Origin of the sequence: Halorubrum sp. C191 (assembly GCF_002727095.1) — an archaeon.
GTDB lineage: Archaea > Halobacteriota > Halobacteria > Halobacteriales > Haloferacaceae > Halorubrum > Halorubrum ezzemoulense.
Genome location: NZ_NHNZ01000215.1, coordinates 1 through 26160 on the forward strand (window position 1 = coordinate 1; position 26160 = coordinate 26160).

The 26160-nt window shown below is 58.2% G+C and carries 24 protein-coding genes and 3 pseudogenes; 12 read left to right on the forward strand and 15 right to left on the reverse strand.

Going from position 1 to position 26160, the window contains the following annotated elements; all coding sequences use genetic code 11:
* A pseudogene (locus Z052_RS18595) lies at positions 1 to 205 on the forward strand (IS1595 family transposase); the annotation flags it as partial.
* A 177-nt stretch (positions 206 to 382) separates the two neighbouring features.
* Here Z052_RS18595 and Z052_RS18600 read toward each other — a convergent pair.
* The 9 genes and pseudogenes from Z052_RS18600 to Z052_RS18640 all read right to left on the reverse strand — a co-directional run bounded on the left by Z052_RS18600 (position 383) and on the right by Z052_RS18640 (position 10949).
* On the reverse strand, positions 383 to 2287 hold the full coding sequence (locus Z052_RS18600) for an ABC transporter ATP-binding protein (protein WP_049933445.1): 1905 nt from the start codon (positions 2285 to 2287) through the stop codon (positions 383 to 385).
* 83 nt (positions 2288 to 2370) lie between these two features.
* Positions 2371 to 2955, reverse strand: a pseudogene (locus tag Z052_RS21305) (helix-turn-helix domain-containing protein); the annotation flags it as partial.
* Positions 2956 to 3033: 78 nt separating this feature from the next.
* On the reverse strand, positions 3034 to 4293 hold the full coding sequence (locus Z052_RS18610) for an RNA-guided endonuclease TnpB family protein (RefSeq protein WP_094553611.1): 1260 nt from the start codon (positions 4291 to 4293) through the stop codon (positions 3034 to 3036).
* Between the two features lie 621 nt (positions 4294 to 4914).
* The gene (locus Z052_RS18615) at positions 4915 to 5421 is read right to left on the reverse strand and encodes a hypothetical protein (protein WP_094579808.1); all 507 of its coding nucleotides are present in this window, start codon (positions 5419 to 5421) and stop codon (positions 4915 to 4917) included.
* Positions 5422 to 5484: 63 nt separating this feature from the next.
* Complete coding sequence (locus Z052_RS18620) at positions 5485 to 5952, reverse strand: hypothetical protein (protein ID WP_198943799.1); 468 nt, start codon at positions 5950 to 5952, stop codon at positions 5485 to 5487.
* Positions 5949 to 7283: an ABC transporter ATP-binding protein gene (locus Z052_RS18625; RefSeq protein ID WP_080508695.1), complete on the reverse strand. Its 1335-nt coding sequence runs from the start codon at positions 7281 to 7283 to the stop codon at positions 5949 to 5951. The genes Z052_RS18620 and Z052_RS18625 overlap by 4 nt, the downstream gene beginning before the upstream one ends.
* Before the next feature lie 38 nt (positions 7284 to 7321).
* Positions 7322 to 8413 (reverse strand): ABC transporter ATP-binding protein, encoded by a 1092-nt coding sequence (locus Z052_RS18630; RefSeq protein WP_080508691.1) that lies wholly within the window; start codon positions 8411 to 8413, stop codon positions 7322 to 7324.
* Positions 8413 to 9936, reverse strand: a complete 1524-nt coding sequence (locus Z052_RS18635) for an ABC transporter permease (protein WP_080508692.1) — start codon at positions 9934 to 9936, stop codon at positions 8413 to 8415. The genes Z052_RS18630 and Z052_RS18635 overlap by 1 nt, the downstream gene beginning before the upstream one ends.
* Complete coding sequence (locus Z052_RS18640; protein ID WP_049933236.1) at positions 9936 to 10949, reverse strand: ABC transporter permease; 1014 nt, start codon at positions 10947 to 10949, stop codon at positions 9936 to 9938. The genes Z052_RS18635 and Z052_RS18640 overlap by 1 nt, the downstream gene beginning before the upstream one ends.
* A gap of 169 nt (positions 10950 to 11118) precedes the next feature.
* Here Z052_RS18640 and Z052_RS18645 point away from each other — a divergent pair, with 169 nt between their 5' ends.
* Positions 11119 to 12909, forward strand: a complete 1791-nt coding sequence (locus Z052_RS18645; RefSeq protein WP_049933237.1) for an ABC transporter substrate-binding protein — start codon at positions 11119 to 11121, stop codon at positions 12907 to 12909.
* Between the two features lie 463 nt (positions 12910 to 13372).
* On the opposite strand, the gene Z052_RS18650 is transcribed toward Z052_RS18645, so the two are convergent.
* Positions 13373 to 14281 (reverse strand): dimethylarginine dimethylaminohydrolase family protein, encoded by a 909-nt coding sequence (locus tag Z052_RS18650; protein ID WP_080508694.1) that lies wholly within the window; start codon positions 14279 to 14281, stop codon positions 13373 to 13375.
* A 606-nt stretch (positions 14282 to 14887) separates the two neighbouring features.
* Between Z052_RS18650 and Z052_RS18655 the strand changes: the two genes are divergently transcribed.
* The gene (locus tag Z052_RS18655) at positions 14888 to 15769 is read left to right on the forward strand and encodes a ParA family protein (protein WP_094520174.1); all 882 of its coding nucleotides are present in this window, start codon (positions 14888 to 14890) and stop codon (positions 15767 to 15769) included.
* Positions 15769 to 16197 (forward strand): hypothetical protein, encoded by a 429-nt coding sequence (locus Z052_RS18660; protein ID WP_086215357.1) that lies wholly within the window; start codon positions 15769 to 15771, stop codon positions 16195 to 16197. Before Z052_RS18655 ends, Z052_RS18660 begins: the two co-directional genes overlap by 1 nt.
* 58 nt (positions 16198 to 16255) lie before the next feature.
* Here Z052_RS18660 and Z052_RS18665 read toward each other — a convergent pair whose 3' ends face one another.
* From Z052_RS18665 to Z052_RS21160, 3 genes and pseudogenes are all read right to left on the reverse strand, one after another.
* Positions 16256 to 17479: a site-specific integrase gene (locus Z052_RS18665; protein WP_094494802.1), complete on the reverse strand. Its 1224-nt coding sequence runs from the start codon at positions 17477 to 17479 to the stop codon at positions 16256 to 16258.
* A gap of 379 nt (positions 17480 to 17858) precedes the next feature.
* Positions 17859 to 19442 (reverse strand): annotated as a pseudogene (locus Z052_RS18670) (transposase).
* Between the two features lie 161 nt (positions 19443 to 19603).
* Entirely contained in the window at positions 19604 to 20056 is a 453-nt protein-coding gene (locus Z052_RS21160; protein WP_241898014.1) for a hypothetical protein, read from the reverse strand.
* Positions 20057 to 20170: 114 nt separating this feature from the next.
* Here Z052_RS21160 and Z052_RS20340 point away from each other — a divergent pair, with 114 nt between their 5' ends.
* The 3 genes from Z052_RS20340 to Z052_RS18685 are packed head-to-tail and all read left to right on the forward strand — an operon-like array spanning position 20171 to position 21708.
* Entirely contained in the window at positions 20171 to 20308 is a 138-nt protein-coding gene (locus tag Z052_RS20340) for a hypothetical protein (RefSeq protein WP_158228723.1), read from the forward strand.
* A 6-nt stretch (positions 20309 to 20314) separates the two neighbouring features.
* On the forward strand, positions 20315 to 20713 hold the full coding sequence (locus Z052_RS18680; RefSeq protein ID WP_099289345.1) for a metalloregulator ArsR/SmtB family transcription factor: 399 nt from the start codon (positions 20315 to 20317) through the stop codon (positions 20711 to 20713).
* A complete protein-coding gene (locus Z052_RS18685; RefSeq protein ID WP_099289346.1) occupies positions 20710 to 21708 on the forward strand; it encodes a permease in 999 nt (332 codons plus the stop codon). The genes Z052_RS18680 and Z052_RS18685 overlap by 4 nt, the downstream gene beginning before the upstream one ends.
* A gap of 13 nt (positions 21709 to 21721) precedes the next feature.
* Here the strand turns inward: Z052_RS18685 and Z052_RS18690 are convergent, their stop codons facing one another.
* Positions 21722 to 22117 (reverse strand): metalloregulator ArsR/SmtB family transcription factor, encoded by a 396-nt coding sequence (locus Z052_RS18690; RefSeq protein ID WP_004595752.1) that lies wholly within the window; start codon positions 22115 to 22117, stop codon positions 21722 to 21724.
* A 182-nt stretch (positions 22118 to 22299) separates the two neighbouring features.
* Between Z052_RS18690 and Z052_RS18695 the strand changes: the two genes are divergently transcribed.
* The 5 genes from Z052_RS18695 (at position 22300) to hcsS (ending at position 25797) form a co-directional block, all read left to right on the forward strand.
* Positions 22300 to 22719, forward strand: a complete 420-nt coding sequence (locus Z052_RS18695; protein ID WP_099289347.1) for a cupin domain-containing protein — start codon at positions 22300 to 22302, stop codon at positions 22717 to 22719.
* Between the two features lie 176 nt (positions 22720 to 22895).
* Complete coding sequence (gene arsD / locus Z052_RS18700; protein ID WP_099289348.1) at positions 22896 to 23225, forward strand: arsenite efflux transporter metallochaperone ArsD; 330 nt, start codon at positions 22896 to 22898, stop codon at positions 23223 to 23225.
* 3 nt (positions 23226 to 23228) lie between these two features.
* Positions 23229 to 25169 (forward strand): arsenical pump-driving ATPase, encoded by a 1941-nt coding sequence (gene arsA / locus Z052_RS18705; RefSeq protein WP_099289349.1) that lies wholly within the window; start codon positions 23229 to 23231, stop codon positions 25167 to 25169.
* The gene (gene hcsL / locus Z052_RS18710) at positions 25166 to 25582 is read left to right on the forward strand and encodes a halo-CC-star protein HcsL (RefSeq protein ID WP_004595748.1); all 417 of its coding nucleotides are present in this window, start codon (positions 25166 to 25168) and stop codon (positions 25580 to 25582) included. Before arsA ends, hcsL begins: the two co-directional genes overlap by 4 nt.
* Positions 25573 to 25797: a halo-CC-star protein HcsS gene (hcsS, locus tag Z052_RS18715; protein WP_004595747.1), complete on the forward strand. Its 225-nt coding sequence runs from the start codon at positions 25573 to 25575 to the stop codon at positions 25795 to 25797. Before hcsL ends, hcsS begins: the two co-directional genes overlap by 10 nt.
* A gap of 43 nt (positions 25798 to 25840) precedes the next feature.
* On the opposite strand, the gene Z052_RS18720 is transcribed toward hcsS, so the two are convergent.
* The coding region (locus tag Z052_RS18720) for a low molecular weight phosphatase family protein (RefSeq protein WP_099289350.1) at positions 25841 to 26160 on the reverse strand (320 nt) is incomplete at its 5' end.

The following is a 26160-nucleotide window of genomic DNA, read 5'->3' on the forward strand; positions in this document are numbered from 1 at the left end:
GCCTGACGGAGTCCACATCAATCAGGCAGAATGTCTGTTTTCGCTCGTTCAACCGTGGCTGCGGAAGTTCCGCGGCCTGTCCAAGCAAGGCTTGGAGCAGGCCGCTCATACATTCGGGATCATTAGATCGCTGAATCTCACAGGCGCATCCGTCGATATCACCATTGACTGCCTTGTTATGGGGGCTTTCCGTAGTTCTACATAAGAGCGACCCAGTTATCCTTATTGTGGCACATCTCGTCGATGGTATCTCTAGATATGATATTCCAGAATATGATTATTCAGAGTATGATTATTTAGAATATTTTATATCACGCCCACTAATTCAGTGCTACTCAATATTTGGATAATTCGGGGAACATACCGACACCCCGGTCGAGCGTCAGTCGTCGGCAGCAGCAGCGTCAGCCTGCCCCTGCCAGAGATCCGCGTATATTCCCTCGCCCGCAACCAGCTCGTCGTGCCCTCCCTGCTCGACGATCCGGCCCTGATCCATGACAACGATCTCGTCCGCGTTCTGGATCGTCGACAGTCGGTGGGCGATGATGAACGCGGTCCGCTCCTCGACCAGCCGCTCGAGGCTTTCCTGAATCAGTTCCTCGGTCTCCGTATCGACGTCTGAGGTGGCCTCGTCAAAAACGATGATCTCGGGATCGTTGAGCAGTGCCCGGGCGATGGCGAGGCGCTGCCGCTGGCCGCCCGAAAGTTTGACGCCACGCTCGCCGACTTGCGTGTCGTATCCATCTGGGAGATCTTCGATGAACTCGTCGGCCGCGGCGGCCTCGGCCGCCCGCTCGACCCGAGCGCGGGCGCTTTCGTCCGGTTCTCCCGCCCACTCGGCCTCAAGCGTCTCGCGGTCGCCGTACGCGATGTTCTCCGCGACGGTCCCCGAGAACAGGTACGGATTCTGTTCGACAATGGCGATGGCGTCCCGCAACGACTGTAGATCGTACTCCCGCACATCGGTCCCGTCAACCCGGACGGCCCCATCGTCGACGTCGTGGAACCGGGGAATAAGCTTCAGGAGCGTCGACTTCCCGGCCCCGGTCGCCCCGGCGAGCCCGATCGTCGTCCCCGCCGGCACGTTGAGCGAGACGTCGTGAAGGACGGGCTCGCGGTCCCCGTAGGCGAACGTAACGTCTTCGAACGTGACCTCTCCGTCAATCGACGCAGGGGTGTGCGGCGAGTCGGGGCTGGTGATCGTGGGCTCGCGGCCGAGCAACCCGAACACGCGCTCGGCGCTCGACTTCGCGAGCTGGTACTTGTTCGCCGACTTCCCGACCCGGCGCATCGGCGAGTACAGCCGCCGCAACAGGAGGAAGAAGAGCGCGAACCCGCCGAGGGTCAGCGCCCCTGCCTCGCCGGGAACGCCGCTGATGATATCGGTGCCACCGATGTAGAGCACGAGGACGAATACGACGCCGGTCAACAGTCGCAGGGCCGCGAAGAACCCCCGTCGGATCCGAAGCGCCGCGACCTTCTCGTCGTGGTACGCCTCGCTCTGCGTAGCGACTCGGCTCTCCTCGAAGCTGTACCGGTCGAACGACTTGATCACCGCGGCGCCACCGAGGTTGTTCTCGAGCCGCGTGTTCAGTCGAGCGACTGTCTCGCGAATCGATTTATATCGAGGTTCGATCCAGGTGAGAAACTGGCTACTAGCCAGTCCGATGACCGGGACCGGCGCGAGCGCGATGAGCGCCAGCTTCGGCGAGTACGTCCACAAGATGATCGCGATTCCGCCGACCGTCGCGACCACGCGGATGAGCTGTCGGAACTCCGTGTTCAGGAACTGCTCAAGCCGATTGATATCGCTGTTGAGGATCGACATCATACCGCCGGTCTGATGATCGGCGAAGAAGTCCATCGAGAGCCGCTGGAGATGGTCGTACGTGTCGTTTCGCAGATCACGCTGAACCTTCTGTGCGGTCGCTTGAAGCAGATACCGGGAGATAAACCGCGCAACTGACCGGACCAGGTACGCGAGCACCGCGATGAGCACGAGCTGTTCGAGCACCGCGAGCCGAGCCGCTTCGCCGGTGATTTCGCCCTGCGGCAGCAAACCCACGTCGGTCAGCAGTCCCGCGTCGGCCGACCCGCGGATCGCTCGATCGATCGCAGCCGCGACGACAATCGGTGGGACCAGTCGGGCAAACCTCGTGAGAAACGCCGCAAGCACGCCGAGCGTAAGGGTCGGCCAGTAGCGCTTGGCGTAGCCGAGCAGACTCACCATCGGGTGGCCGTCAACGTTCTCTCGGGCGTGTTCAAACCCGCCGTGGTCGTCTGTCACTGTGTTCGGTAGCGCTCTTGTGTGTAAGTATTCGGTGACATGGCGCTATAAGCTAGATGATTGTCTGGCGAACTGATGACAGACTAGTCGGCGGCTTGTTCGGTTCGTCGGGTCTCCTCTACTTGTAGCGGGTCGGCTGCCGATGTCGCGGTAACCAATCGGAGGAACTGTCCCGCGTTCGTGAGGAGTTTATTCTCCGCTTTTCGAAGGTGCTCTTCATACGTTGAGCGAGCGACTGCCGTCTGATCGGCTAGGTCTCGAAGCGAGGTCTTCCGTGGTTGCTCGTAGTACCCACTCTCCAGTGCTAATTGGAGCGCTGCCAACTGTCGGTCAGTGATGTTCTCGAACAGTTGGTTCGCCGGCGCCAGCATACTGTGTGGAATCTGTTTTTCCGAAATCGACGTTTTCGAGAGCAGTTCGATTTCTCTATCGGAGCGAAGATCACCGAGCAGCTCTCGAATGTCCTCGCCGTCGAACGCGACTACCGTGTAGTGCTCCCAGCCTTGACGGTAGATCGTTGGCGACTGATACAGGCAGTTGTGTTTCTCAAACCGGTCGATAATCGACTGTTCGAGTGAACAGAGACACGACTGTGTGACGATGTGATACCCTTCGTTACCCTTCGATTCGTGCAGAACGGTTCCGAGTTGGTCAATATCGTCACGCAGCTCTTGACCTCCTCCTCCGCGTGAACGCGGAGGAATCCCACCACGGGATTTCAGGCCGAGCGAAGCGGCCTGTTGATTTCAAGACGCATACGTTCCAAGCGTCGTCTGCTGGGTTTCAGCATCGGCTTGGCTGTCTTGTGGCCCGGTCAAAGAGGCCCCATCCGTAGCCGAGTCATCGGCACCAGCCTTCTGCCGGGAAGCCCAGTCGCTTTGGCGGTGACTCTCTCCACTACGGTAGCGGTCTGCAATGTTTATCGCCCCGTTCACGTCGGCTTGATACTCACCGACCCAACAGCCGTCGTTCGAGCATCTAAACGTCGCCTGTCGTGGCCGGTAACCGTGTTCACCGCAGGCGTGACACGCCTTCGACGTGTTCCGGGGATTCACCGTCTCGACGGGAATCCCCTTCTCGGTAGCTTTGTAGCGAATCTGTGCGTGGAGCTTGGCAAAGCCCCACCCATGTAACCGCCGATTCATGTACTCACCGTAGTCCATGTTCTCGCGGATGTACCTCAGGTCTTCCAGCACTAACACTGGGTTGTCGACGGACTCGGCGTAGTCCACGACCTCGCTGGTCACACGGTGAAAAACGTCGTCAATCTGGTCCCACAGTGCGTCACCGAACGAGTCTGCGATTCGCTCACTACCACGCTTCTGAAGCCGTCTTGTGGCGGTGAAGTAGGTTTTTCGGAGCCGACGAACGGCTTTGCCGTCGGCGGCCCACAGGCGGGGGCGAACCGGAGAACCGGAGCCGTCGCGGTGACACACCGTGACGAGGCTCGCTTCTCCGATGTCCACACCAACCGGTGTCCGCTTATCGGCGGACGCCTCAGATTCGTCCTCCACGTCGCGGGTAGCGGTGATGTGGAGGTACCACGTTCCATCCCGCTCGAACAGCCGACTTTCACCCATCTCGGCGTCGTCTGCGTACAACGCTTCAAGCCAATCCCGCTGGTCGGGATTGGCGCGTGCTGGTATCCAGAGGTGGTAATCCTCGTGGTGCGGGACTTTGGCGTACCACTCGATAGCGTTCTGTGGCTGGTGGTCGAGTTGTAGGCCCTCGTTTGTGAACCGCACTGGGTGGTCGTCGTGGATCTCGTTGGCGTCGTAACTGTTCCCACAGAGTTGTGGGACGTACTTTTTGAGGGCATTTTTCGCGTAGCCGCTCAGGTCGTACTCGACAACCACATCGTTGGTTGCTGACTGCGTGTCACAACCAGTGTCAAAGGCAGCCTGAAGCGCCCGTCGATAGGCATCGCGTGTCTCACGAAGTTTCTGTCGCTTATGGAGGTTCGGGTCCACAAGCTTCAGTTCGAGGGTTTTCGTGAGTTCGCCCATCGTCACCGTGCGAAGATTTTGGTTGTGGCAGATATATATCCCAGCCATCCGGAGTGGAAGTGAACCCGTGGGAAATCCGGCACTACAATAGAACGGTGGCTTGTCACACTATGATGTCCGCTCGACCCCCGCCTGTTCGTTCCTCGGTTCCGACACTCTGTCGGAACACTCGTCACTCACGGCAAGGCGGGGGTATGCGCTCGTATCTCTATCAGTACAATGTAGGCAAGATTATCGGTTGACGGTGCTCACACTCAGTTCAACGGTAGTCCACCGCCGATCGATTAGCAGAACAGATTCGGTCTGCTGTACTCAGCCTCTGTACTGAGTGATTTGGAGTGTAAAATATCAAATTCTGAGTGTTTCAACAGAGCCAATGAAACGGTGACATAGTACATTAGTAGTTCCATCCCTACTGACAGTGAACTGTACTGGAGGCCGAGGTCACCTATCCGGAGGGACAACGGTGATATAGTAATTGTCACGACCGGCGAAGGCGGCCGCGTGCTTGAGGAGACCCACTCAAAAACGGGCGATAGTCCTTGTTAGGCTACGCCAGGACATCGATTCTTCGATCACGGTCAGCCAAACGAGTGCGATTGGGTTCGATCCCGGTGATGTTCAGTTTTGACGGCCAGTCAACCCCCCTGCGTCGGACGGAAGGAACTTCTCGCTATCAGTGTGTTCGAATGATGCGACGACGGTGCCGTCAAGCTGCCGGATCCGTGTCTGAACGGGATGGTCACCAATTGTTTCGCTAACGCCACCAATCGCAGTAAGTGGATATGCGGCGGCGATGAGGAGACACCGCTCCTGTTCGGGGTCCAAGATTTCGATGACGAGAAAGACGGTTCCAGCTTTTGTGGCCCTATGGACATCGTACTGCGGAAAGTCTCCGTCTGCGACCCAGTCGCTAATCTGGTCGGCATCCTCATCGGGTACGAGATGGCGGAAGGCGTACTCCTTTTCATCAGGGTTAGTCACGACCGTCGTCTCACTCGACTGCGTATACAGAACAATCCACCCTGCTGTCTCGCGACGTTCGGCAAGGTCGGCGGCATCTGTAAGTGTCCGCTTCCAGGCCTCTCGGGCTTGCGTATCAACGCCTGCTGATTCGTCACGTGTCATGTCCCTACGGGCGTGGGCACCTTCCAAAAGTCTGTTCCACGTCAGGGCCGCGTCCGCTAGCAGCTACCAAACAAAAAGCGCTTCAATTCCGATCGATGTCAACAGGATACAGATTCCAGCGGCAAACAGCTTTAGCGCCGGCGAATACCGCTCTTCCGGTGGGAGCATGTACCATCTGAGCGGCGGAACTGACTGTACGACGGCTTGAAAGCGAGTCACCTCACGGCTACCGATAGTTTGCGTTCGATCATGCCGAGTCAGCTCCATGCCCGATTCAGTGTGCTCAACATGCCACGGCCTTCCAGGAAGCAGACAGTACGTCGCGTACCCCAGAACAACGATCCCGAGTATGAAAGTAAACAACACCACGTCCGCCACTGTTCCAGTAATTGTCTGAATCACACCACCGACAACGAGTGCTATGGCTGTTACGACGAGTGCGTACACCGTTGCGTCAAGCACCCGCCGGGCGATTACCTCAGCCCAGCTCAACTCCGAGACCCATTCATCAGATCGATCTACTGAGCTCACGACTGGGGACTATCCGATCCGCTAGCGTCTGGGTCAGCGTACTCCTCTTTGTGGCGATGGCAGCGACTGGATCGGCCGCTGTCAGTCCGGCCAGTCGCCAGCAGCGAGGGGGCTTCACGATCGCAGACACTACCGAGTGCTGCTGTAATGATCTCTCTCGCGTGCTCCTCATTCCCGTCGTTGGCGGCCTCGATGGACTGTTGAATTGGCTCTTGTACATCAGAAGGGAACGACCGGCTGGCAAACAGTTCCCCAGCGGCTTCCTCGACATCCGGGAGCCGGGTCTCAAGTCCCAGTAGCTCACGGGCTCGTTCGGAGAGAGATGGATCTGTTCGTGAGCGCTCGCGGAGCACCTCGCGGAACACTTCGATCGCATCCCAGTCATGTTCGGATAGCTCTTCGAAGCCGTCGGGTCGAATCTTCGCTGGGCAGCGGGTCGAGAACACACACCCATTAGGCGGATCACGGGGACTCGGGGGTGTCCCGCGAAGGGTCGTCCGATCGCGTTCGACCGTCGGGTCTGGGGTTGGAACAGCCGATAGTAGTGACCGGGTATATGGGTTCTCGGGCTTTTGGAACAGCTGCTCTGTCGGTCCGAACTCCATTATTTTTCCGAGGTACATGACGGCGACGCGATCACAGATGTGGCGGACGACGGAAAGATCGTGGGCGATGAACAAGTACGTGAGATCAAGCTCCTCTTGGAGGTCCATCAAGAGGTTGAGAATCTGCGCTTGGACGCTCACGTCGAGCGCACTAACCGGCTCGTCGAGGACGACGAAATCAGGCTCGACGGCGAGTGCCCGAGCGATCCCGACGCGCTGCCGTTGGCCACCGGAGAACTGGTGCGGATACCGGTAGTAGTGCTCCTCACGGAGGCCGACGCGCTCGAGGAGATTTCTGACGCGTTGTCGGCGCTCGGCGGGCGTCTTCCAGTTGTGGACATTCAGGGGTTCTCGAATGATTTCGCCTACCGTCAGGCGGTCATTAAGACTCGATTCTGGGTCTTGGAATACGATTTGTGCGTCGCGTCTCCAGCGTTGGAGGGCATCACCCGACAGCGTAGTGATGTCGTCACCGTCGATGACGATGTTGCCATCGGTTGCTTCCTCAAGCCGGACGAGCGTCCGCCCGAGCGTCGTCTTTCCACAGCCAGACTCACCAACGAGACCGAGCGTCTCGCCCCGCCTCACATCGAAACTAACACCGTCCACGGCTCGGACCGGGTCGCCGCCGAACAACGAGCGTTCCTCATAATGTGTCTTTAGATCACGGACCGACAGCAGTACATCGTCATTAGCTGTGCTGTTGCTGTCTGAAATATTGCGCATCTCGGGGCTGGTCTCGCTACCTCCAGAACTCTCGCCGCTCATTGCTCGCCCCCATCATCAGCTGGCCGGTGATGAGCTACTGCCTCGTCGGTCGTCATTGACTCGGGATAGAGCAGACACGCCGCGTCATGATCCGGGTCGTCACCCACAGCGGTCGGGATTGGTGCGACCTCCGAACACTCCTCGAATGACTTTGGGCATCGTGGAGCGAACCGACAGCTGCTTGCGGGTTCATTCGGTGTTGGCACCTCGCCTTTAATCGTCTCGAGGCGGTCGCCACTAGTTTGAGTGCTGGGGATACTTCGCAGTAGTCCTCGCGTGTACGGATGCTTTGGCTCCGCAAATAGCGGTTCAACCGGCGCTGATTCGACTATCTCTCCGGCGTACATGACATTGACACGGTCTGCTACCTCGGCGATGACACCCATGTCGTGCGTGATAAACAAAATGCTGAGGTCGCGTTCTGCCTGGATGTCCATGAGGAGGTCAATAATCTGTGCTTGAATCGTGACGTCAAGCGCAGTGGTAGGCTCGTCACAAATCAAGACCTCCGGCGCACAGGCGAGCGCCATCGCGATCACAGCTCGCTGGCGCATGCCTCCGGAGAACTGGTGCGGGTACTCAGTGACCCGGCGGGCCGCATCCGGAATCCCGACCTCCTCGAGCAGTTCGATTGCGCGTTCTGTCGCCGCAGTACCACGAAGGTCTTGATGAAGCGACAGAGCCTCCTTAATTTGGTTTCCAACGGTGTATACCGGATTCAGCGTCGAAAGGGGGTCTTGGAACACCATCGCGATCCCGTCGCCGCGAATCGACTCGTACTCTGACTCAGTGTACTCCGTGATGTTATCTCCCTCAAATCGAATTGCGGATGCTGGATCGATCTCACCCGGCGATTCAATGAGTCCGAGTATTGACCGCGCAGTCACGGATTTTCCACTGCCAGACTCGCCGACGAGTCCGACGGTTTCACCGCGTCGAATATTGAATGAAATACCGTCGACTGCGTGGATCTGTTCGTGTTCAGTGTGGAAAACGGTACGTAGATTTTCCACCTCGAGCGCTAGGTCACGGCTCGATGTCGCATCAGCGTTCAATGGCACGTTGTCATCGCGTGCGTGTCGGCTCATCAGGCACCACCCCCAGCAGCGACGTTCTCGTTGCCACCGTCACCGATGTCACTCTCTGGGTCGATCGCATCTCGGACCCCATCGCCAAGCGCGTTGAATCCGGTTACGATGATCACGACGAGAATGCCCGGAATGAGCGAGATGTGCCATGACTGCGTGGCGACATACGGCTGTCCCGCGCTCACCGCTCGGCCCCACTCAGGTACCGGTGCTTCGATTCCGAGGCCAAGGAATGAGAGCCCCGCAATGCCGATAATAACGCCGCCGAGTGAGAGGGAGGCGTAAATGAGGAAGTAGCCAACGACGTACGGTAGCATGTGCTTTTGCATCGTCACTCGCGGGCGCTGCCCGTACGATTTCGCAGCGTCGATCCACTCACGCTCCGACACTTGGAGTGCCGGGCCACGGACGGCTCGCCATAGCGCCGGCCAGCCGGTGATACCGAACAGTATCGCGAGGACGAGCCCGCCGTTATACACCTCTGCGATCCATGTGTCGGAAAGGACGAACGACGCGAGAATGATAAACAACAGTTGGGGCATCGCTTGGATTGAGTCACCAGCAATCACAACTCCAAGGTCAACAAGTCCCTTGTAGTATGCCGTCAGCATCGCAAATACCATCGCAAACCCACCGGCAATGCCGAGGCTGGTGAGCCCAACAAGCAATGACACCCGAGCTCCCGACGCCATGAAGGTGAACAAGTCTTTGCCGTCTGGGAGTGTTCCGAACGGGTGGAACCGGTCGTACTGATCGTATTCAAGCGGTCCAACGTTGTTGTCGCCCTGTCCGCGAGACTGTGTATCACCGTTGGCTTCGCCGACGAAAATCGATTCGACTTGTCCCGTCTCATCGTTGTAATAATCAATGCGGTTCTCGTATGGATTCTCGATGTTCTGATCGACAGTTGTCGGACCCAGCACCGGCGCAAACAGCGCCATGACGACAAACGCGAACACGATTGTGAGACCAAATAGCCCCCACGAGTGTCGGCGGAATCGGTTCACAACGTCGTCACGCGGCGTCCAGTCAGGAATCCGGTAATGACGCCGGTACAGCGTGTACCCCCACCACCCGACGAGCAGCCAGGTGAATGAGTACGTGTAAATTACAGCCACCCGGAGGGCCCACGCTACCGCTGGTGAAAGGCCGAGCGTTGTGCCTTCCCAGCCACTCGGCGTTTGGTATCCGGTATTGTCGATGACAGAGCGAGAGGTAATTGTCGGCAGCTCGGCTCCCCGCTCGGCGACTGTGGCGAGGAGTGCCGCAACCGGTTCGACGACTCCTGGGACCAGCCCGCCGACCCACCCCCACGGGGGCACTGACAGCAACCCGCTGACGATCGCACCAAACTCGGCTGCGATGAGGACGGCAACAACGGCGGCCCACGTCGCTGCGGGACCTGGATTTCGCGTAATCCGTTCAGACAGCGGTAGGTCGCGATCGCCCTCAGGACGACTAGCCTCTTCTCGGAACTCACCAGTGCGAGTCGAGCCCGACCCGACGTCAGTGTCAGCTCCCATTATGCGCCTCCGTCGTATCCAACACGTGGGTCAATCACGGTGTACAGGAAGTCCTGGAGAATGTTGATCCCGACCGAGAGCAGAATGAACAAAAACATCAACGACCCGACAAGCGGGACATCACCATTAATCGTTGCTTGGAAAAAGAGGTAGCCGAGCCCGTTAATTGCGAACACAGTTTCGACGAGCACGGATCCACCGAGAAGGAGGAACGCCTCTCCAGTAATGACAGGAACGAGCGGGATGAGTGCGTTCCGGAACATGTGCTTCCAAACGACGAGTCTCCCGGGCACCCCCTTCGCTTTCGCCATCTCAACATAATTTGCGTTTTTTGTTTCAAGCACCGCCGTACGCCCGATTCGCATCTCATTGCCCATGGACGCAGAGCCGAGGACAAGGGCTGCTGGAAGGATCGCTTTCAACGCACCAAGAAACTGTGTCGGTTCCCACAGCCCCGAAAGGTCGGGCGGGGTAACGATCTGTGTTTCAACAAGCCAGTCCCCCCAACTGAATCCGAACAACGCGTCCGATTGCGTGAGGACACTGACGAATATCACGGCTAACCAGAAGTTTGGCATTGCTCGCCAGACTATCCCGCCAAAAGAGGCGATGTAGTCAGCGAGCGTATTCGGGTTGAGCCCAGCATAGAACCCGAGCGGGAGCCCGACAAATATCGGGATGAGGATAGACCAGAACCCAAGCCACAGGGTTCGAGGGCCATAAACCCCGACGAGTTCCCACACTGACTGGCCGCGGACAACGACCCACGATTCTCCCAACTGGAGCGTCAGGAGGTCGCGCATGAACTCCGCGTACTGAATCCAGAGCGGTTGATCGAGTCCAAGGCTATCCCTGATAGCGGCATACGCCTCCGTGTCGCCGCTTGGCCCGATGATCGCGGCCGCGGGGTCAATTGGTCCCACCCGAAGGATGAGAAACGTTACAGTCGTGCCGAGAAAGACAATCGGCACCATCAAAAGCACGCGCTTGAGAAAATACTCCCATCGTCCCATTTGCTAGGACATCGTATAATCTTATCATGTAATAATACTTGCCCTTACACCAAAAACGGCTAATCACATCAGGATTTAAATTCCTACCATATTTGTCATAGTCATGCCGAATTCCGATTCGGACCGCACAAGAAGAAGGTTCTTACAGTCGACTGGCGCGCTCGCAGCAATGACGGCCGTTGCTGGGTGTTCGGGAGGAAGCGACGAAGAGGTCCCAGACGAGTTGGACGATGGTGGAAACGCGACTGATGGTGAAGACAACGATGAGAGCGCTGAGACAACCAGCGATGGCGAGAAAACGCTGCGCCTGTTGAACGCGTCGATCAACACGTTCGACCCGCCAGCAAATGTCCTTTCATCTGCCAATGAGGTCATCTTCCAAGTTTTCGACGGGCTTGTTGGGAAGCCGGAAGGAAAGTCAGGCGTTGTTAACCAGCTCGCGACTGAGTACGAAATTTCCGATGACGGGCTGACGTACACCTTCACACTCACTGAAGACGTAGTTGCTCACAACGGGAGTTCGGTCGGGGCTGCCGACGTTGTATACTCTTGGGAACGCGTCGCAGCGTCTCCAGATTCCTCGTCGGCGTTCCTGTTGCTCTCAGACCTTGGGATCGAACACGAGACAAACGAAGAGGGAGAGTACGTCCCCGGATCGATGGCCGTGGAGGCTGTTGACGACAGGACGGTCGAGGTGACGCTGTCATCACCATACTACGCGGCGCTCGATATCATGTCAGACGCGACGTTTGCCGTCCTTCCAGAGGGAATCGTCGGTGACATCGAGGGGTATGACGGTGAAATGGAGTACGACGAGTTCACTACGTCCCCGGTTGGAACCGGCCCCTTCGAGTTTGACACGTGGACGTCTGGCGAGGAGATGGCAGTGACTGCCTTCGACGAGTACCACGGCGAGGCGCCAATGGTCGACCGCGTCCACTGGCAGGTGATCGAAGACACCAACGCCCAGTACAACTACGCGATGAACCGGAACGTCGACGCGTTCTCGATCCCGACCGCCCAATATGATCCTGAGCTGGCGACGGTCAACGAGACGCAAGACAACGGTCTTCAAGTTGGTGAGTACGGGCCGGTACAGAACGGTGATATGGTCGATTACCTCCGGATTTCCGGGTTGAGCACGCAGTTCATGTTGTTCAACAACGACCAAGTGATCGAGCCAGCTCGGAAGGCCGTTGCGTGGGTGATGGATCACGAAGAAATCGCCAACAGCGCGTACAAGGGCCGAGTCGAGCCGGGGTATCACATGACGCCTGCGACCCTCTTCCCGGGCGGCCCGGAAGCGGCGGAGGAACACGCCCGCGAGAACTACCCGTACGGATACAACGAGTCGAACATCGAGGAGGCCCGCCTGATCATGGAGGAGGCCGGCTACAGCGACGACGACCCGTACGAGTTCGAGATTCTCAACGTCGAGGACACCACCTACGAGCAGATCTCCAATGACCTCCGGGACCGCCTCTCGGCTGCGCACATCGAGGTCTCCATCAGCACGGCTCCGTTCTCGACGCTGCTTGACCGCGAGTTTGCTGGCAACCGACCGGCCGGGCTCGGCGAGTGGGGGATGTCGTGGGCGGATCCGCTCAACGTCCTCGCGCTGCTGTATCCGCCGAACACCCGCTCGACGGACAACGAGGGGGTCAGCGGAAACCCGCTCGTCGCGCTCAACTGGGTCGACACCGAGGCCTCACAGACCGCTCGCGACTCGTGGAACACGATGCAAGAGAACTCGACCCGCGACGACGCCGCCAGGGAGCGCTGGGAGGAGGCGCTCATCCAGATGGAGGAGGCCAACTGGGAAGATTGCGCGATGATCAACTACGCGTACCCGGCCGCAGAACGGTTCTCGTACGACTGGGTGGACATGCCCGAGTTTGGCGAGCTAGGGGCTCTGAGCCGGTACACTGGCGTCGATATCGATACTGACGCACAGCCTTGATACCCTCCCCGCGCTAAAGCGCGAGCCGCTCTCCTCGATTCTCCATAAATACCACGCTGCTGGCAGCTCTTTTTTTACTCATCGGGCTCTGTTGAAATCCTGGCCTTCAGATATATTATCGTCTGAAACAGCTGGTCGCTGAAGGGTGCTTACCCGTTATTTGTCGAGTGACTGAACACATCTCTGAGAAGCACTCCACCGCTACTGATGGCGATTAATCCACCGGTAGCTTGGAGGACAGCTGGAAGGGCACCATTTGAGGGCCCGGAAAAAACGAGTACGAGAGATAGCCCGATTAGCATCAAATACAACGGAGTCTCATACATATCTGAACGTTCTCTCTTCATTGTTTAATATCTGTGAATTGACCTCGACCGAGCCGAAATATATCACTCGATAAGGATTTCAACAGAGTCACTCATCGCTATTGTCGACAGCGCAGACGATACTGGCGCGTTTCCGCCTAGTACGGAAACGCCATACACGCCACCGAGCCGCCTGCTTTCATAAATTCATCTGTTGATACATGGAGAGTCTCATACCCGTGTGACTCGAGCGCGTGGATAGTTTGGTGGTTTGACTCTTCGATGACAACGACGTCACCTGACAGCGAGTGGCAGTTACACGCGAAGTGATCCTGTGCTGCCTCTGGTGAGACTTCTATCAATGTTTCAAATAACGTGTCAAGTTTTTCTCGGCCTGCGTCAGTAAACGCGTCAGGACACACAACGGCCGTCTGTTCGTCGATAGCTGAAAAGCAAACATCGAGATGGTAGTATGAGTCGTCAGTGAGTTCAAGCGGAACGACGCCGACATCGTAGCGGTCTGCTATTTCCCGGTATGCCTCGAGGTCAGTTCGTGGCCCGTAACCACCCCAGAGGAGGCGACGCCCCGGATGCCAGCGGGCATCGCCGCACCCCTCGAACGGAACATCCGTACGAAGCTGCTCAGTTGGAATATCCCGGTTGGTACACCACTGCTTGAAGTAAGCAGGCTCATCATGTCGTTCTTCAGTTGCCATCTGCGCGAGCAGGAACCCGTCGCGATCTGGAAGCGAAAGGGCATGATTCGAGCAGAAGGTAATATCTGGGAGTTCCCCGGGCGGGGCAACTTCGACCTCGCTAAGATCGTCCCAAACCGCGTCGACATCCATGATCGAAACGTCGGCCAGATCCTCATATCTGGATACGAGATCGTGCCACTGTTGGTTCGCAGTGGAACTGTCCACGCCGGACACCATGTACGGATTAATCTCGTAGTCGACGGAGAAATGCGTCGGAGTAGTAAATAGTACTGATTCGTCTCTGGATCGTCGTGAGAATGAGTCAAGTGGCGGAAGCGCATTCGGGTCAACGTAGAGGTTGTCAGTCATCGTGAACAGACACATTACCTCATCACCTGCTAATAAGACTTGGGCAACAGTATCTTTCGCATGAAATTCCAGCCGTTTGTTTGCTAATTTGGCTGTGAAGTGTGTCAAATAGCCAGTTCTGGTGGTGATATCTGTCTATATAAATATACACAATTAGAACGACCCGTATCAACTTGGGCCCCCTAGAGCGTCAGTGGAGGACGTCAAAAATACTGAGTAGAGCAATACTGAGGGAGGCAGTCACTGCGCCACACAATGTAGGTTATGTTATCAAGATCATGTAGAAGAAATGTTGAGTCCAAGCCAATTCCCAGCTGAGGGTGGCGGTATAAATTTATATTTTTTCTAATAAAAGATCAACTACCGTAGTCGTGGGGGAGCTATCACAGGTCGGGTTTGGGCCTGGAGCATATCACATACAAATATGTGTTAGATGCCTTATCCCTCTATCTGAGAAATCTAGGAAAGACGCCTTTCTTACATATCTGAGTATGAAACCTTACTCAGTAGTCTTATTTAGAGATCTTACTTAGAGGTCTAAGATAGATAAGAGTCATAGATGAATGTCTGACGTATATTTATGTGGTATGTCTCTAATAATGCTGTATGCTCTCGTACACGGTTTACAGCGAGGCTGGCGGCGTCGGGAAGACGTCGCTAACCGCGAATATCGCCTGTGCGCACGCCCGAGCGGGGCTTGATGTGTTGGTGATTCCGCTCGATCCACAGGACGGGAACCTGAGTCGGCTGTTCGACGTCGACGACGACCGGAGTGATTCAGCAGCAGACAGTCTCGTGCGACACCTTGTCGATAACCCGGGTGGCAACTTCGACGATCTGATTCGGACGGCAGAGGGTATTGATATTATTCCGGAACACAACACCCTTTCAGATCTCTCAGACCACTTAGCACGAGAGAAAAGTCGGGCCGAAGACTTCGGCGATGCGTACAACATCTACGCGCAACTCCGGCGTGTCCTCGTTGAGAACGATGTGCCGGACCGGTACGATGTTCTTATCTGTGATCCTCCAGCAACGGAGTCAGATCATCTCTATAATGCGATCTATGCGACGAGGAACCTCCTCATTCCGTTTGAGCCGTCCGCAAAGGGAGAAGCGTCCGTTGAGGGCTTAGAGGAGCTTGCGACGAACTTCGCGGATGAATTGAATATCGAAGTTGGGGTGCTTGGAGCCGTCCCAATCGAGTTCAAGGGGACGAGAGATCAAAACGAGATCATCGAGGACGTGCCCTTCGAGGTTCCGGAGGTGATCGGCGACCGAACATCGATGATGGAGGGCTGTTGGCGACACCAGTGTAGTGCGTTTGAATTTGTGCGAACGCACCGGAGCCGACGCCGCGACTACGAGGTTGAGACGCTGGCAAAGTTCGATCGAATTGCTCGCTCGCTTGAGACGCAGGGCGGCATTGTGGCGCCTTCGCCGCCTGAGCCAGGCGCGTTGGACGATCCTGAGGAGGTGACCGTCTGATGGGGGGATTCAAAGAGGGCACTGTGAATGGGTGGGAGGACGAGGAAGAGGACGACGATGAGCCGGAGGTCGAACCCGCTTCCTCGTCCGACATGGACTCGAAAAGCGACCAGGCAGAGACAACTGAGGTGGAGATAGAGACTGGAGCGAGCAGCAGCGCCGACAATAGCGGACGCGACACAGCAAGGAGTGACATTCCGTGGATATTACGCCGAAACAGCATCACAGACGGGCGAGAACAAACGGTCCAGCTCCACCTCCAAGAAGACACGCTGAACGTCCAGCGGACACAGAAGTCGATTATTGAGAGCCGACTCGGAGAAAGCGTGCGGAAAGCGGATCTCCGTGAGGCAGCGCTCCTGGTTGGACTTCAACACACGGATGATGTTGTCGACGTGCTCGAAGGGTGGGGATACGCGCTCGAATGATATCGCAGTATATGGTTTATTAGACAGTTAGCATCCACGGACAGCCGGCCGACGATAGCTACTCATCCGCTGAGAAAATGTCGCTGCCCACGTCAGAGAGTTCACCCGCCTCCTTGTGGGCATACATCTTCGATGTCGTTGATGGATCCTCGTGTCGGAGGACCCGTTGCGCGTCACTGAACCCCGCTGCATCGTAGTACGCCTCACCAACGCCACGGCGAGCGCCGTGGAGGGTGAGATACGCTTTCGAGTCGTCTGAACAGTCCACAGCGGCTGCCTGAGAGTGCTTTTTGAGCGTGTATCGGCCGCCTTCCGTAGTTAGAGCCGGCGGGGTGAGGTCCCGTTCACGAAAGGCATCAACGAGGTCTGCGGTGCCGAGACTCGTAACCGTGTCAATAGTCTCTGGATCGGCGTCACGCTCCTGAAGTTGACTTCGCGCAGCATCCCGCAGGGATGCGAGGTGGAACGAAGGGAACACGGGCCACGCATCGGTGGGCGGGTCGAGGAGCGTCTGCCAGCGGTTGAGGGCACTAACGGGACGATCTGTCAGCGGTGCCTTCTCGATTTGCTGGCTTTTGCCGAGGACTGTCAATACCTCCTGGTCAGTATCGATATCCCCCCATGTGATTCCCGTCCGCCGGTCATCGCGACTAGAGGCGAGGACCTCAGCACCGCGGACGCCAGAGAATCCGATGACGTAGACGAGCGCCCGGTCACGGGCAGCTGTGAGTGCTTCTCGGCTCTGCGGATCCGCATCAATCGCCGCATACGCTCGCTCGTCGACGTACGAGACGATTGTCTCGCGCTGCTGGGTCGACCAGAACTGCTGTTTGCTAGAGTCGGTTGCGGGCCGGTCAGGCATTTCGTCTTTTGCGCGGTCGGTATCCGCGGGGTTCTCTGGGATGTACTCCCACTGCTGGCAGTAACGGAGATATGCGGAGACGAGCGAGTAGTAGTTCCACGCAGTGGCTGCTGTGATCCCGTCCGTGTCATTGCTGGCTCGACGGGCATTCACCCGTCGGGCGAGGTGACCGGCATACCGGGCGAGGTGACGACTGTCGACCGCTTCTACGGTAGTCACGCCTTGGCCATTCATCCATTCGATCCAGTCCGGGACGACGCGTTCGAGCGCTTGAACGTAATTGCCGGATCGCTGCGTCGTTCCGTCCTCGGACTCGCCAAGTGTCTTCGCCTTGGCGTCGAGAAAATCGGTCAGGGGCTCGTCGAGTGGTGTTCCACTAGTCGTGTCCCCGGGTTGAGGGCCGTCAGTTGGCTGTACCATCGATTTAGCTTCACCGACAGCGGGCATCCTCAAAAATCTACTTGTGACTACTACACTAATCCAAAGTAGGTGCGGGTATTAGCTATAATAGCGTATGAGCTCTTCTGAAGCTGATTTTCATACGATCAAGCCTCACTACTTGTCTGATAAATCTTATTTCGCTATATAGAATCTATAGGTCGAGAAGTTTTGCAGTTTCGGAGGATAAGCTAGTTCCAGGTCGAATTAGCATCAATTCGTGGTGATTTGGAGCGTTCTGGGATCAATTCTGAATCATTACTCTCGAACTACCAGACGAGCGTACGAAATTGCGTGGATTTTGGCGCTGCTGGATACGGTTGTCACTCTTGAGCGGCGGACCCAGCGAGAGCTCAGCCGATTAGTCGTGCGGGATCAACGCCGAGGCAACGAGCTCAACACACTCACCCGCAGTAATCACAGGCGCGTAGTCCATCTCCTCGTCGACACCTGCTTTCAGCAGGAAGTCGGTCAGCCGCCAGATATTGTATAGGAGTACCGCGAACACGAAGTAGAACAGGCGAACGCGGTAGTCTTTCGAGGAGGTCTTGGCGAGAAAGTCACCTTTGATCGATTTGTACTCACTCTCGATCTGCCACCGGCGGCTGTAGCGCTGACAGAATGTCTCGGCTTCCTCGGGACCGACTCGAAGATTCGTCGCGAAGACGGCCGTTCCCTCTTTGCTCGTCGACGGTACGTACAGGAGTCGCATTGGATGCGATCCAGATTCCACGTGGACAGAGGCCGACTCCACAGCGACTTCCTGGTCGTCTTTGTCCATTTGGTCAAGCACCTCCCGTTCGGAGCTGGAGACCCGCTTCGGAATGAGGTAGTTCACATCGAGGTTTGAGAGCGTCTGGAACACTTGTATCGAGTCAAACTCTCGATCACACAGCACTGTCTCGATTGGAACGTGCTCTTTTGCTCGTCGAACGAGCCGTCGCACAGTACGATGGACCTGATTCGACGGGTACTCATCCCACTCAGAGCTCTCTCGAACCGGTTCCACGGCAAGAACGAGCGGGATATTCTGTCCAATGATCGAGAGTGTTGCGAATTTGAACGCTCGACCGTCTCTGTCCTTGGTCCCGCTGACCATCGGCATCTCTTCGACCTATCCGTAGTAGGGAATAGTCGTGATGTCGATCGCGGCTGTGACTGGACGCCGGAACGATGCTTCAGAGGCGATCACCGAGAGTAAGCGATCCGTCGTTTTGTTGAACCCCCTCACGAGTTCTTCGGGGCCAAATTGTTTGACTGCGCGGAGGTGGGTATCACCATGCGGTCCGTACTCTTTCCCGCGCCGATATTGGAAGCGAGTCGCTCCCTGCGAGGTGCCACAGCGGACCATCCCCATGAACGTCTGTAACTCGAAAAATTGCGTGTCCTCGTACGAGGCGTTCGACGCCCGACTAGAGTCGAAGTGTCCATAGGCGTGATCACGTGCGAGGCGCGTCGTCTGGATAATCTTCTCCTGTGAGAAGGATTCGTCTTCGACTGGGTCTGTATCTTCTTGCGTGTCGTCGACGATCTCTGCCTTTGGCCGCACCTTCGGAGCTGAGATGTCGCGATCGTGGATTTCTTTAACAACGAAATGGGCAGCAGCGTGGACGTATTCGTGGGTCGCGTCGTCGAATCGATTTCGCCACGCCCGCGAGAACGCTGATTCATCGGGTACTCGCCTGAAGCCGAGGATAGTCGCTACTTCCGGTTGCCGGGTGAGTCGTCGAGAAAACTCGGCGTACGAGTCACCCGTTATTTTCATGAACACAAATGAGAGGATTATCGCGCGAAAGGAGAGTGGCGCAGGATGCCACGCTGGATACCCGTCTTCGATCGTGTCTATCGAGTGATCGAGGTCTTCGAACGCGGTGACGAGATCGGCTTTTTTGAGTTCGTTTCGGATAGTGATCCCCAGCTGGTACGCTTCGCACAGAGACTGCATGCGAGGACCATCTTTGAAAGGAGGGCTACCGGAACCACTCATTCAAGAAATGGTGGGGTCGATCGCAAAGTTACCACACCAACATGACTACAAACATACTCTGTTCATCGTCAAAGGGATTGCTGCCGCCGCGTCTAGGTCTCCGAGTTGGCTCTCAACCTTCATGATGTCCACGAGGTACCCGGTACGGTTTCTAACATAAGTTCGAGCTGATCCAGACACATCTCGATCTGCTTGTCGATCGGCTCAGATCCCCGTACTGTCCGGTTGATATCCGGGAGGACACCTTGGAAGAAGACCACGTCCGACCCGCTGGCCTGCATGCCGAATGCGCCGGTGTCAATAACGTCGTCGCGCCGGCGTTTACTCTCTTCACTCAGCGACTCACCAATCAACATCCCGTTTTTGCGGTCCATCTGGTCTCCAAGAGCCGCTACCTGATCCAACATATGATTTAGTTTGTCTTCAAATATGAAAGAGTCTGCTTGTCCCGCCGTGTCGCGAATAGGGTGAACCGCTCGGGCTGGGTTTGTAATCAGTACTAAATTCTCATTAAAGGCTTTTAGAGCTTCTTTTTCCTGTTTACTGCGTATCGAATCGTTCCGTCGACTCAACAAGAGAGTGCGCCGATACCGTTCATTTGAATGTGATGTCGGTCTGGGCGCGTTCACGAGACATCTGAGCAGTACACCAAATGAATTAAGTCATATCGAGATATATCGATGTGTATGTCGATACTCGGCCGACTGTTCGGTGGCGAGTCGAATGATAATGAGAGCTGCTGTGATATACAGATAGAGGAGGTGGACTCGGACGAAAACGGGGCGGACGCGCCGGACGAGCGCGCCGACCGTACGGAGGACTGATCGATAATGTCGCAGGAACAGAACACGGCGGCTCAAGCGGGCTCCGAATCCGCGAGCGGGACGCTCCGACGGATGGAGGAGGGCGTCTGCTGTGACGGGCCGTTCCCGGAGACTCGACGGGCGGACGACGCGGTCGTCGAGGCGGAGCTGTCGGCGTTCAAGGCACTGGCCAACGAGAAGCGACTCGCGGTCGTTCACGCGCTTCGAGAGGGCGAACTCTGCGCCTGCGAGTTGGAGACCGTACTCGACGCGCCCCAGTCGACGGTCGCGTCACACCTCAGGAAGCTCCGCGACGCCGGCATCGTCGCCACGCGCAAGGAGGGAAAGTGGACGTACTACCGGATTGCGGACACAGCGAGCCTCCAGCTGCTCGATCTGGCCGCGGCGTTAGGTGAGGACCGATGATCCCGCCGGGGACCGAAGCGGCGCTGCTCGACTCGTGGGACTACTTCCTCCACCTTGCGATGGTCCTCACACCGCTGTTCATCGGCGCGTCGTTCCTCGTCGGGCTCGCACAGGAGTACCTCCCACCCGAGCGCGTCGAAGAGATGCTTCGCGCACGCGACCACGGCAGCGGGAACGTCCTCGCGGCGGGCCTCGGCGCGGTGACGCCGTTCTGCTCGTGTTCGACCGTCCCGGTCTTGGCGGGCCTGTTGGGGGCCGGCGCCCCCACGGGGATGGCGTTCTCGTTCCTGCTCGCCTCCCCGATCGTCAACTGGATTGCCGTGTTCCTACTGTTCGGGCTGTTCGGGACCGGCGTGACCGTCGCGTACGTGACGACGGCGCTGCTCGCGGCGATCGTCGCGGGACTCATCATCGGGACGTTCGAACTCGACGGGTACATCAAGGACGTCCGGATCACCGCGGGCGGTCGCGAGATCGCGACCGACGGCGGAGCGACTCCCTCGGACACCTCAAATGCGGCCGACGCCGGCGGGTGTAGCGAGTGCGGGACGACGGCGACGAACAGAACCCACAAGGAACGCGTGACCGCCGCGGGGGAGGGCGCGCTCTCCTTCTTCCGCGACACACTCCCGTACATCGCGGTCGGGATCGCGATCGGCGCGCTGATCCACGGCGCCGTACCGGCAGAGTTTCTCCAACAGATCGCCGGGCCGGGGAACCCGCTCGCGACCCCGATCGCCGCACTCGCCGGTGCGCCGATCTACGTGAGCATCAGCGGAATGCTGCCGATCGCGCACTCGCTCACTGAGGCGGGGATCCCGATCGGAACGGTGATTGCGTTCGTCATCGGCGGGGCGGGGATCAGCATCCCAAACCTGATCCTCCTGAATAAGCTGTTCGAACGCCGGCTGCTCGCGATCTACGCGACGACGGTCGTGACGATCGGCATTACAGTGGGTGTGCTGTTCAACACCGTCTTCGCCGGCCTCCTCTGAGCCGGGATCTTTCTTACAACGACCGCGACCCGTCGAGCGCAACGAGGACCGCGTTTGCGCGCGGCGTGGCGCGATACATCCGCCACTTGCCTTCCTTTCGGCGCGTGACGAGGCCAGCATCAGTGAGCTGCGAGAGGGCGTGGCTGATTGCGCTGTCGCTCACGTCCAAGAGCGGCGAGAGCTCACACACGCATAGCTCCTCGTCATCAGCCGCGTGAAGCATCCGAACGATCTTGTATCGGGTCTCGTTGCCGAGCGCCGACAGTAGCTCGATATCGGTCTCCAGGTCCGACCCGCCGACGCTCTCGTTCAGTTCTTCTAGCTCCGCTAACCGGTCGGCGAGGTCTTCATCCGTACAGGAGCCACATTCGTCGGCGACGTACCGCTGTAAACGCTCGGTAGATGACATACAAACAATTGAACCAAGCCGGGATTAAACGTTGCGGAGCGCCGTCTCAACTGATAGCTGGACAGCGAAAACAATATAGTAATCTCTCAAATATTGTCTCGTGTGAAAGAGACGAGACTTGTGGCGGGTGTCTGGCGGTCGACAACGACCATCTCGGCAGGCTCGAGCAACGATACGGCCGAATGCGCCGCTACAGGGTGTTCGCCGTGACCGGTTCCTACAAACGGGTCAATTACACCGACATCGAGACCACCTCGGGCGCGATGCGGCCGCTTACCGGCTCGCTCGATAGCGAGCAGGTCGGCGTGTCAATCGCGCGCTGTGAACCCGGATGGCGGAATAAGTCGCATGACCACGCCGCGGAGGATCACGAGGAGATATACGTCCTCTTAGAGGGTGAAGCTACCGTCGTTATCGACGACGAATCCGTCGAACTCGAAGCCGGCGACGCGGTTTGGATTCCGCCGACTGCGACGCGGCAGATCCAGAACGGTGATGTCGAAAGTGCGCTCGTCCTCGTGAGTGCCCCGGCGTCGAAGTGTCGAACCACGACGTGTGTCGACGACCCAGGATCGTGGGCCACCAACGGATTTATGGGGTGATCGGGGGGTCTCGGTCGTTCAAGATGAAATGACTGTGCGACCGATGTGAAGATATCCGACCGAAGAGCTTATAATTGTATGAGAGTTTGTTCAAATGAATCGGCCACAGAGAGGACAAACAAACGTGTCCTGCTGTGAACGATACATCAGACGTACGACCTCAATCCGACTCAATCATGACCGAACTCACCCTGTACGAAGAAGCGATGTGTTGCTCCACCGGCGTCTGCGGTCCCGACCCCGACGACGAACTCGTCGAGGTCAGCGCGGCGCTTGACCAGCTCGAAGACGCGTTCGACGAGCTCGAAGTCAACCGGGCGAACATACAGCACAACATCGATCAGTTCCTCGAAACGCAGCGGATCTACGACCGCGTTCAGGAGGACGGACCGTCGATCCTCCCGATCACGGTCGTCGACGACGAGATCGTCGCCGAGGGCGAGTACCTCTCGTACGACGAACTGACCGCGGCCATCGACGGCAACGCCACGCCACAGGAGGCCTAATAAATGGCACAATCACAGTCGACAGCGACGAGCGCGCGTGAGGTCGTCGAACCGAGTAGCGACGAAACCGAGTTCGTCTTCTTCAGCGGGAAGGGCGGCGTCGGCAAGAGCACGGTGAGCTGTGCGACCGCGACGTGGCTCGCCGACAACGACTACGAGACGCTCTTGGTGACCACCGACCCTGCCCCGAACCTCTCGGACATCTTCGGGCAGTCGATCGGCCACGAGGTCACCGCGATCGACGGGATCGAGAACCTCTCGGCGATCGAGATCGACCCGGACACCGCCGCCGAGGAGTACCGCCAGGAGACGATCGAGCCGATGCGCGAACTGCTCGGTGAAGAGGAGATCCAGACGGTCGAAGAGCAGCTCAACAGCCCCTGCGTCGAGGAGATCGCCGCCTTCGACAACTTCGTCGACTTCATGGACAGCCCGGAGTACGACGTCGTCGTCTTCGACACTGCACCGACGGGCCACACCATCCGGCTGATGGAGCTCCCCTCTGACTGGAACGCCGAACTCGAGAAGGGCGGCTCGACCTGTATCGGGCCGGCGGCCTCGATGGAGGACAAAAAACAGGATTATGAGCGTGCGATCGACACGCTCCAGGACGACGAGCGCACTTCCTTCGCCTTCGTCGGCAAGCCGGAGGACTCCTCGATCGACGAGATCGAACGCAGCGCGAGCGACCTCGGCGACCTCGGGATCGAGTCGCAGCTGTTGATCCTCAACGGCTACCTCCCAGAGTCGGTGTGCGAGGACCCCTTCTTCGAGGGGAAACGCGCGGACGAGCAGGCCGTTATCGAGCGCGCCCGAGAGGAGTTCGACGCGGACGCGACGGCGACGTACCCGCTCCAGCCCGGCGAGATAGCCGGGCTCGACCTGCTCGCTGACGTGGGCGGTGTCCTCTACGACGGCACGGAGGCGACCGTCGACGTCGGGACCGCGACCGACGTGGACGCTGACGGTGCGGTCGAGTTCGATTCGATGGCGGACGCCGACGCGGTTGTCGACCAGCTCACGCCGGGCGAGGAGACGCAGTACCTCTTTTTCACCGGGAAGGGCGGCGTCGGCAAGAGCACGGTCGCCTCGACGGCAGCGACGAAACTCGCTGAGGCGGGCCACGAGACGCTTGTCGTCACGACTGATCCGGCCGCGCACTTAGAGGACATCTTCGGTGAGCCCGTGGGCCACGAACCCACCTCGGTCGGCCAGGAGAACCTCGACGCGGCGCGGATCGACCAAGAGAAAGCGCTTGCGGAGTACCGCGAGCAGGTCCTCGACCACGTCACCGAGATGTACGAGGACAAAGAGGACACACAGATCGATGTCGACGCCGCGATCGCGAACGTCGAAGAGGAACTGGAATCGCCCTGTGCCGAGGAGATGGCCGCGCTCGAAAAGTTCGTGAGCTACTTCGACGAGGACGGCTACGACGTGGTCGTCTTCGACACGGCGCCGACAGGCCACACGCTCCGACTGCTCGAACTTCCCTCCGACTGGAAGGGGTTCATGGACCTCGGCTCGCTGACGAAGGGGGCTGCCCCCGCCAAAGGCGACCAATACGACGAGGTCATCGAGACGATGAAAGACCCCGAACGGAGCACGTTCGCGTTCGTGATGTACCCCGAGTACACGCCTATGATGGAAGCCTACCGGGCCGCCGCCGACCTCAAAGATCAGGTCGGCATCGAGACCTCGCTGGTCGTCGCCAACTACCTCCTCCCCGAGGAGTACGGTGACAACGCCTTCTTCGCGAATCGGCGCGCTCAGCAGGCGCAGTATCTCGACGAGATCCGTGACCGGTTCGACGCGCCGTTGATGTTGGCGCCGCTCCGGCAGGACGAACCGATCGGGCTCGACGAACTCAGCGCCTTCGGTGAGGAGATTACCGGACTCGCAGACGTTGTCGAAGCGGACGCACCGGAGGTGACGCCCTCGTGAGCGACGCACAGGACGTGGAAGGTGCGGCCGAGGACAGCGTGGGCGTGTCTACTGAGGAAGACGTAGAAGCCAACATTGAGGCGGCGCTCCACGAGTTCCTCGACACGCTCGACGAGTCTGAGACGTATCAGCGGTTCGTCGCGGCCGACGAGGCGTTACAGGACGATGACGACGCGATGGCGCTGCTCCGCGAGTACCAGCGAAAGCAACAGCAGATGCAACGCGGCGGTTTCGACGAGTCGGTGATGGCCGAGCTGAAGCAGCTCCAGACCGAAATGTCGAACAACGAGACGATCCAGCGTCAGCAGGCCGCACAGGCCGATCTGATAGAACTGCTCAAGCGAACGAACGACGCCATCAGCGACGAGATCGGCGAGGAGTTCGCGCGGTCCACCGGAGGTGGGTGCTGTTGAGCGCTTCCGGTCAGGACGCCAGCGAGTCCGAAGTGACAGACGAAGAGGTCGTCGCGGCCGCCGAGGCGCTCGGCGAAGAGCTTGCGGCGGCGAAAGAGTCCTCCTCGGAGTTCGCGTTCACCACTATGGTGATGCAGTGTAACGAAGCGATCGGCGACGAGACTGGTGTCGACTACGGGAGCGTCTGCGGCGCCGACGACGACGGCTGCTGTTAGCGGAGGTCATAGGGGCCGTTCCGGCTGACGGCCCTGCCAATTGTCACTCCGCGGACGGAGTTTGCGACAGGAGTTCGTCGAACAGCGAGACGACACGTTCTTCGATCTCGTCACGGATCTCCCGAACCTGCTCAATCGGACGCTCGTGGGGATCGTCGAGCCCCCAATCGCGATTCTCGCCGTTCCACGTCGCCGGGCATACGTCCGATGCCGAACACCCCATCGTGACGACGATATCGACCGCCTGTAGCTCGTCTGGCGTCACCTCTCGCGGCGTTCGGTCGCTGAGATCGATGTCTCGCTCTCTCATTGCTTCGACGACGATCCCGTGGACGTGGTCTGCGGGCTGTGTGCCACCGGTAA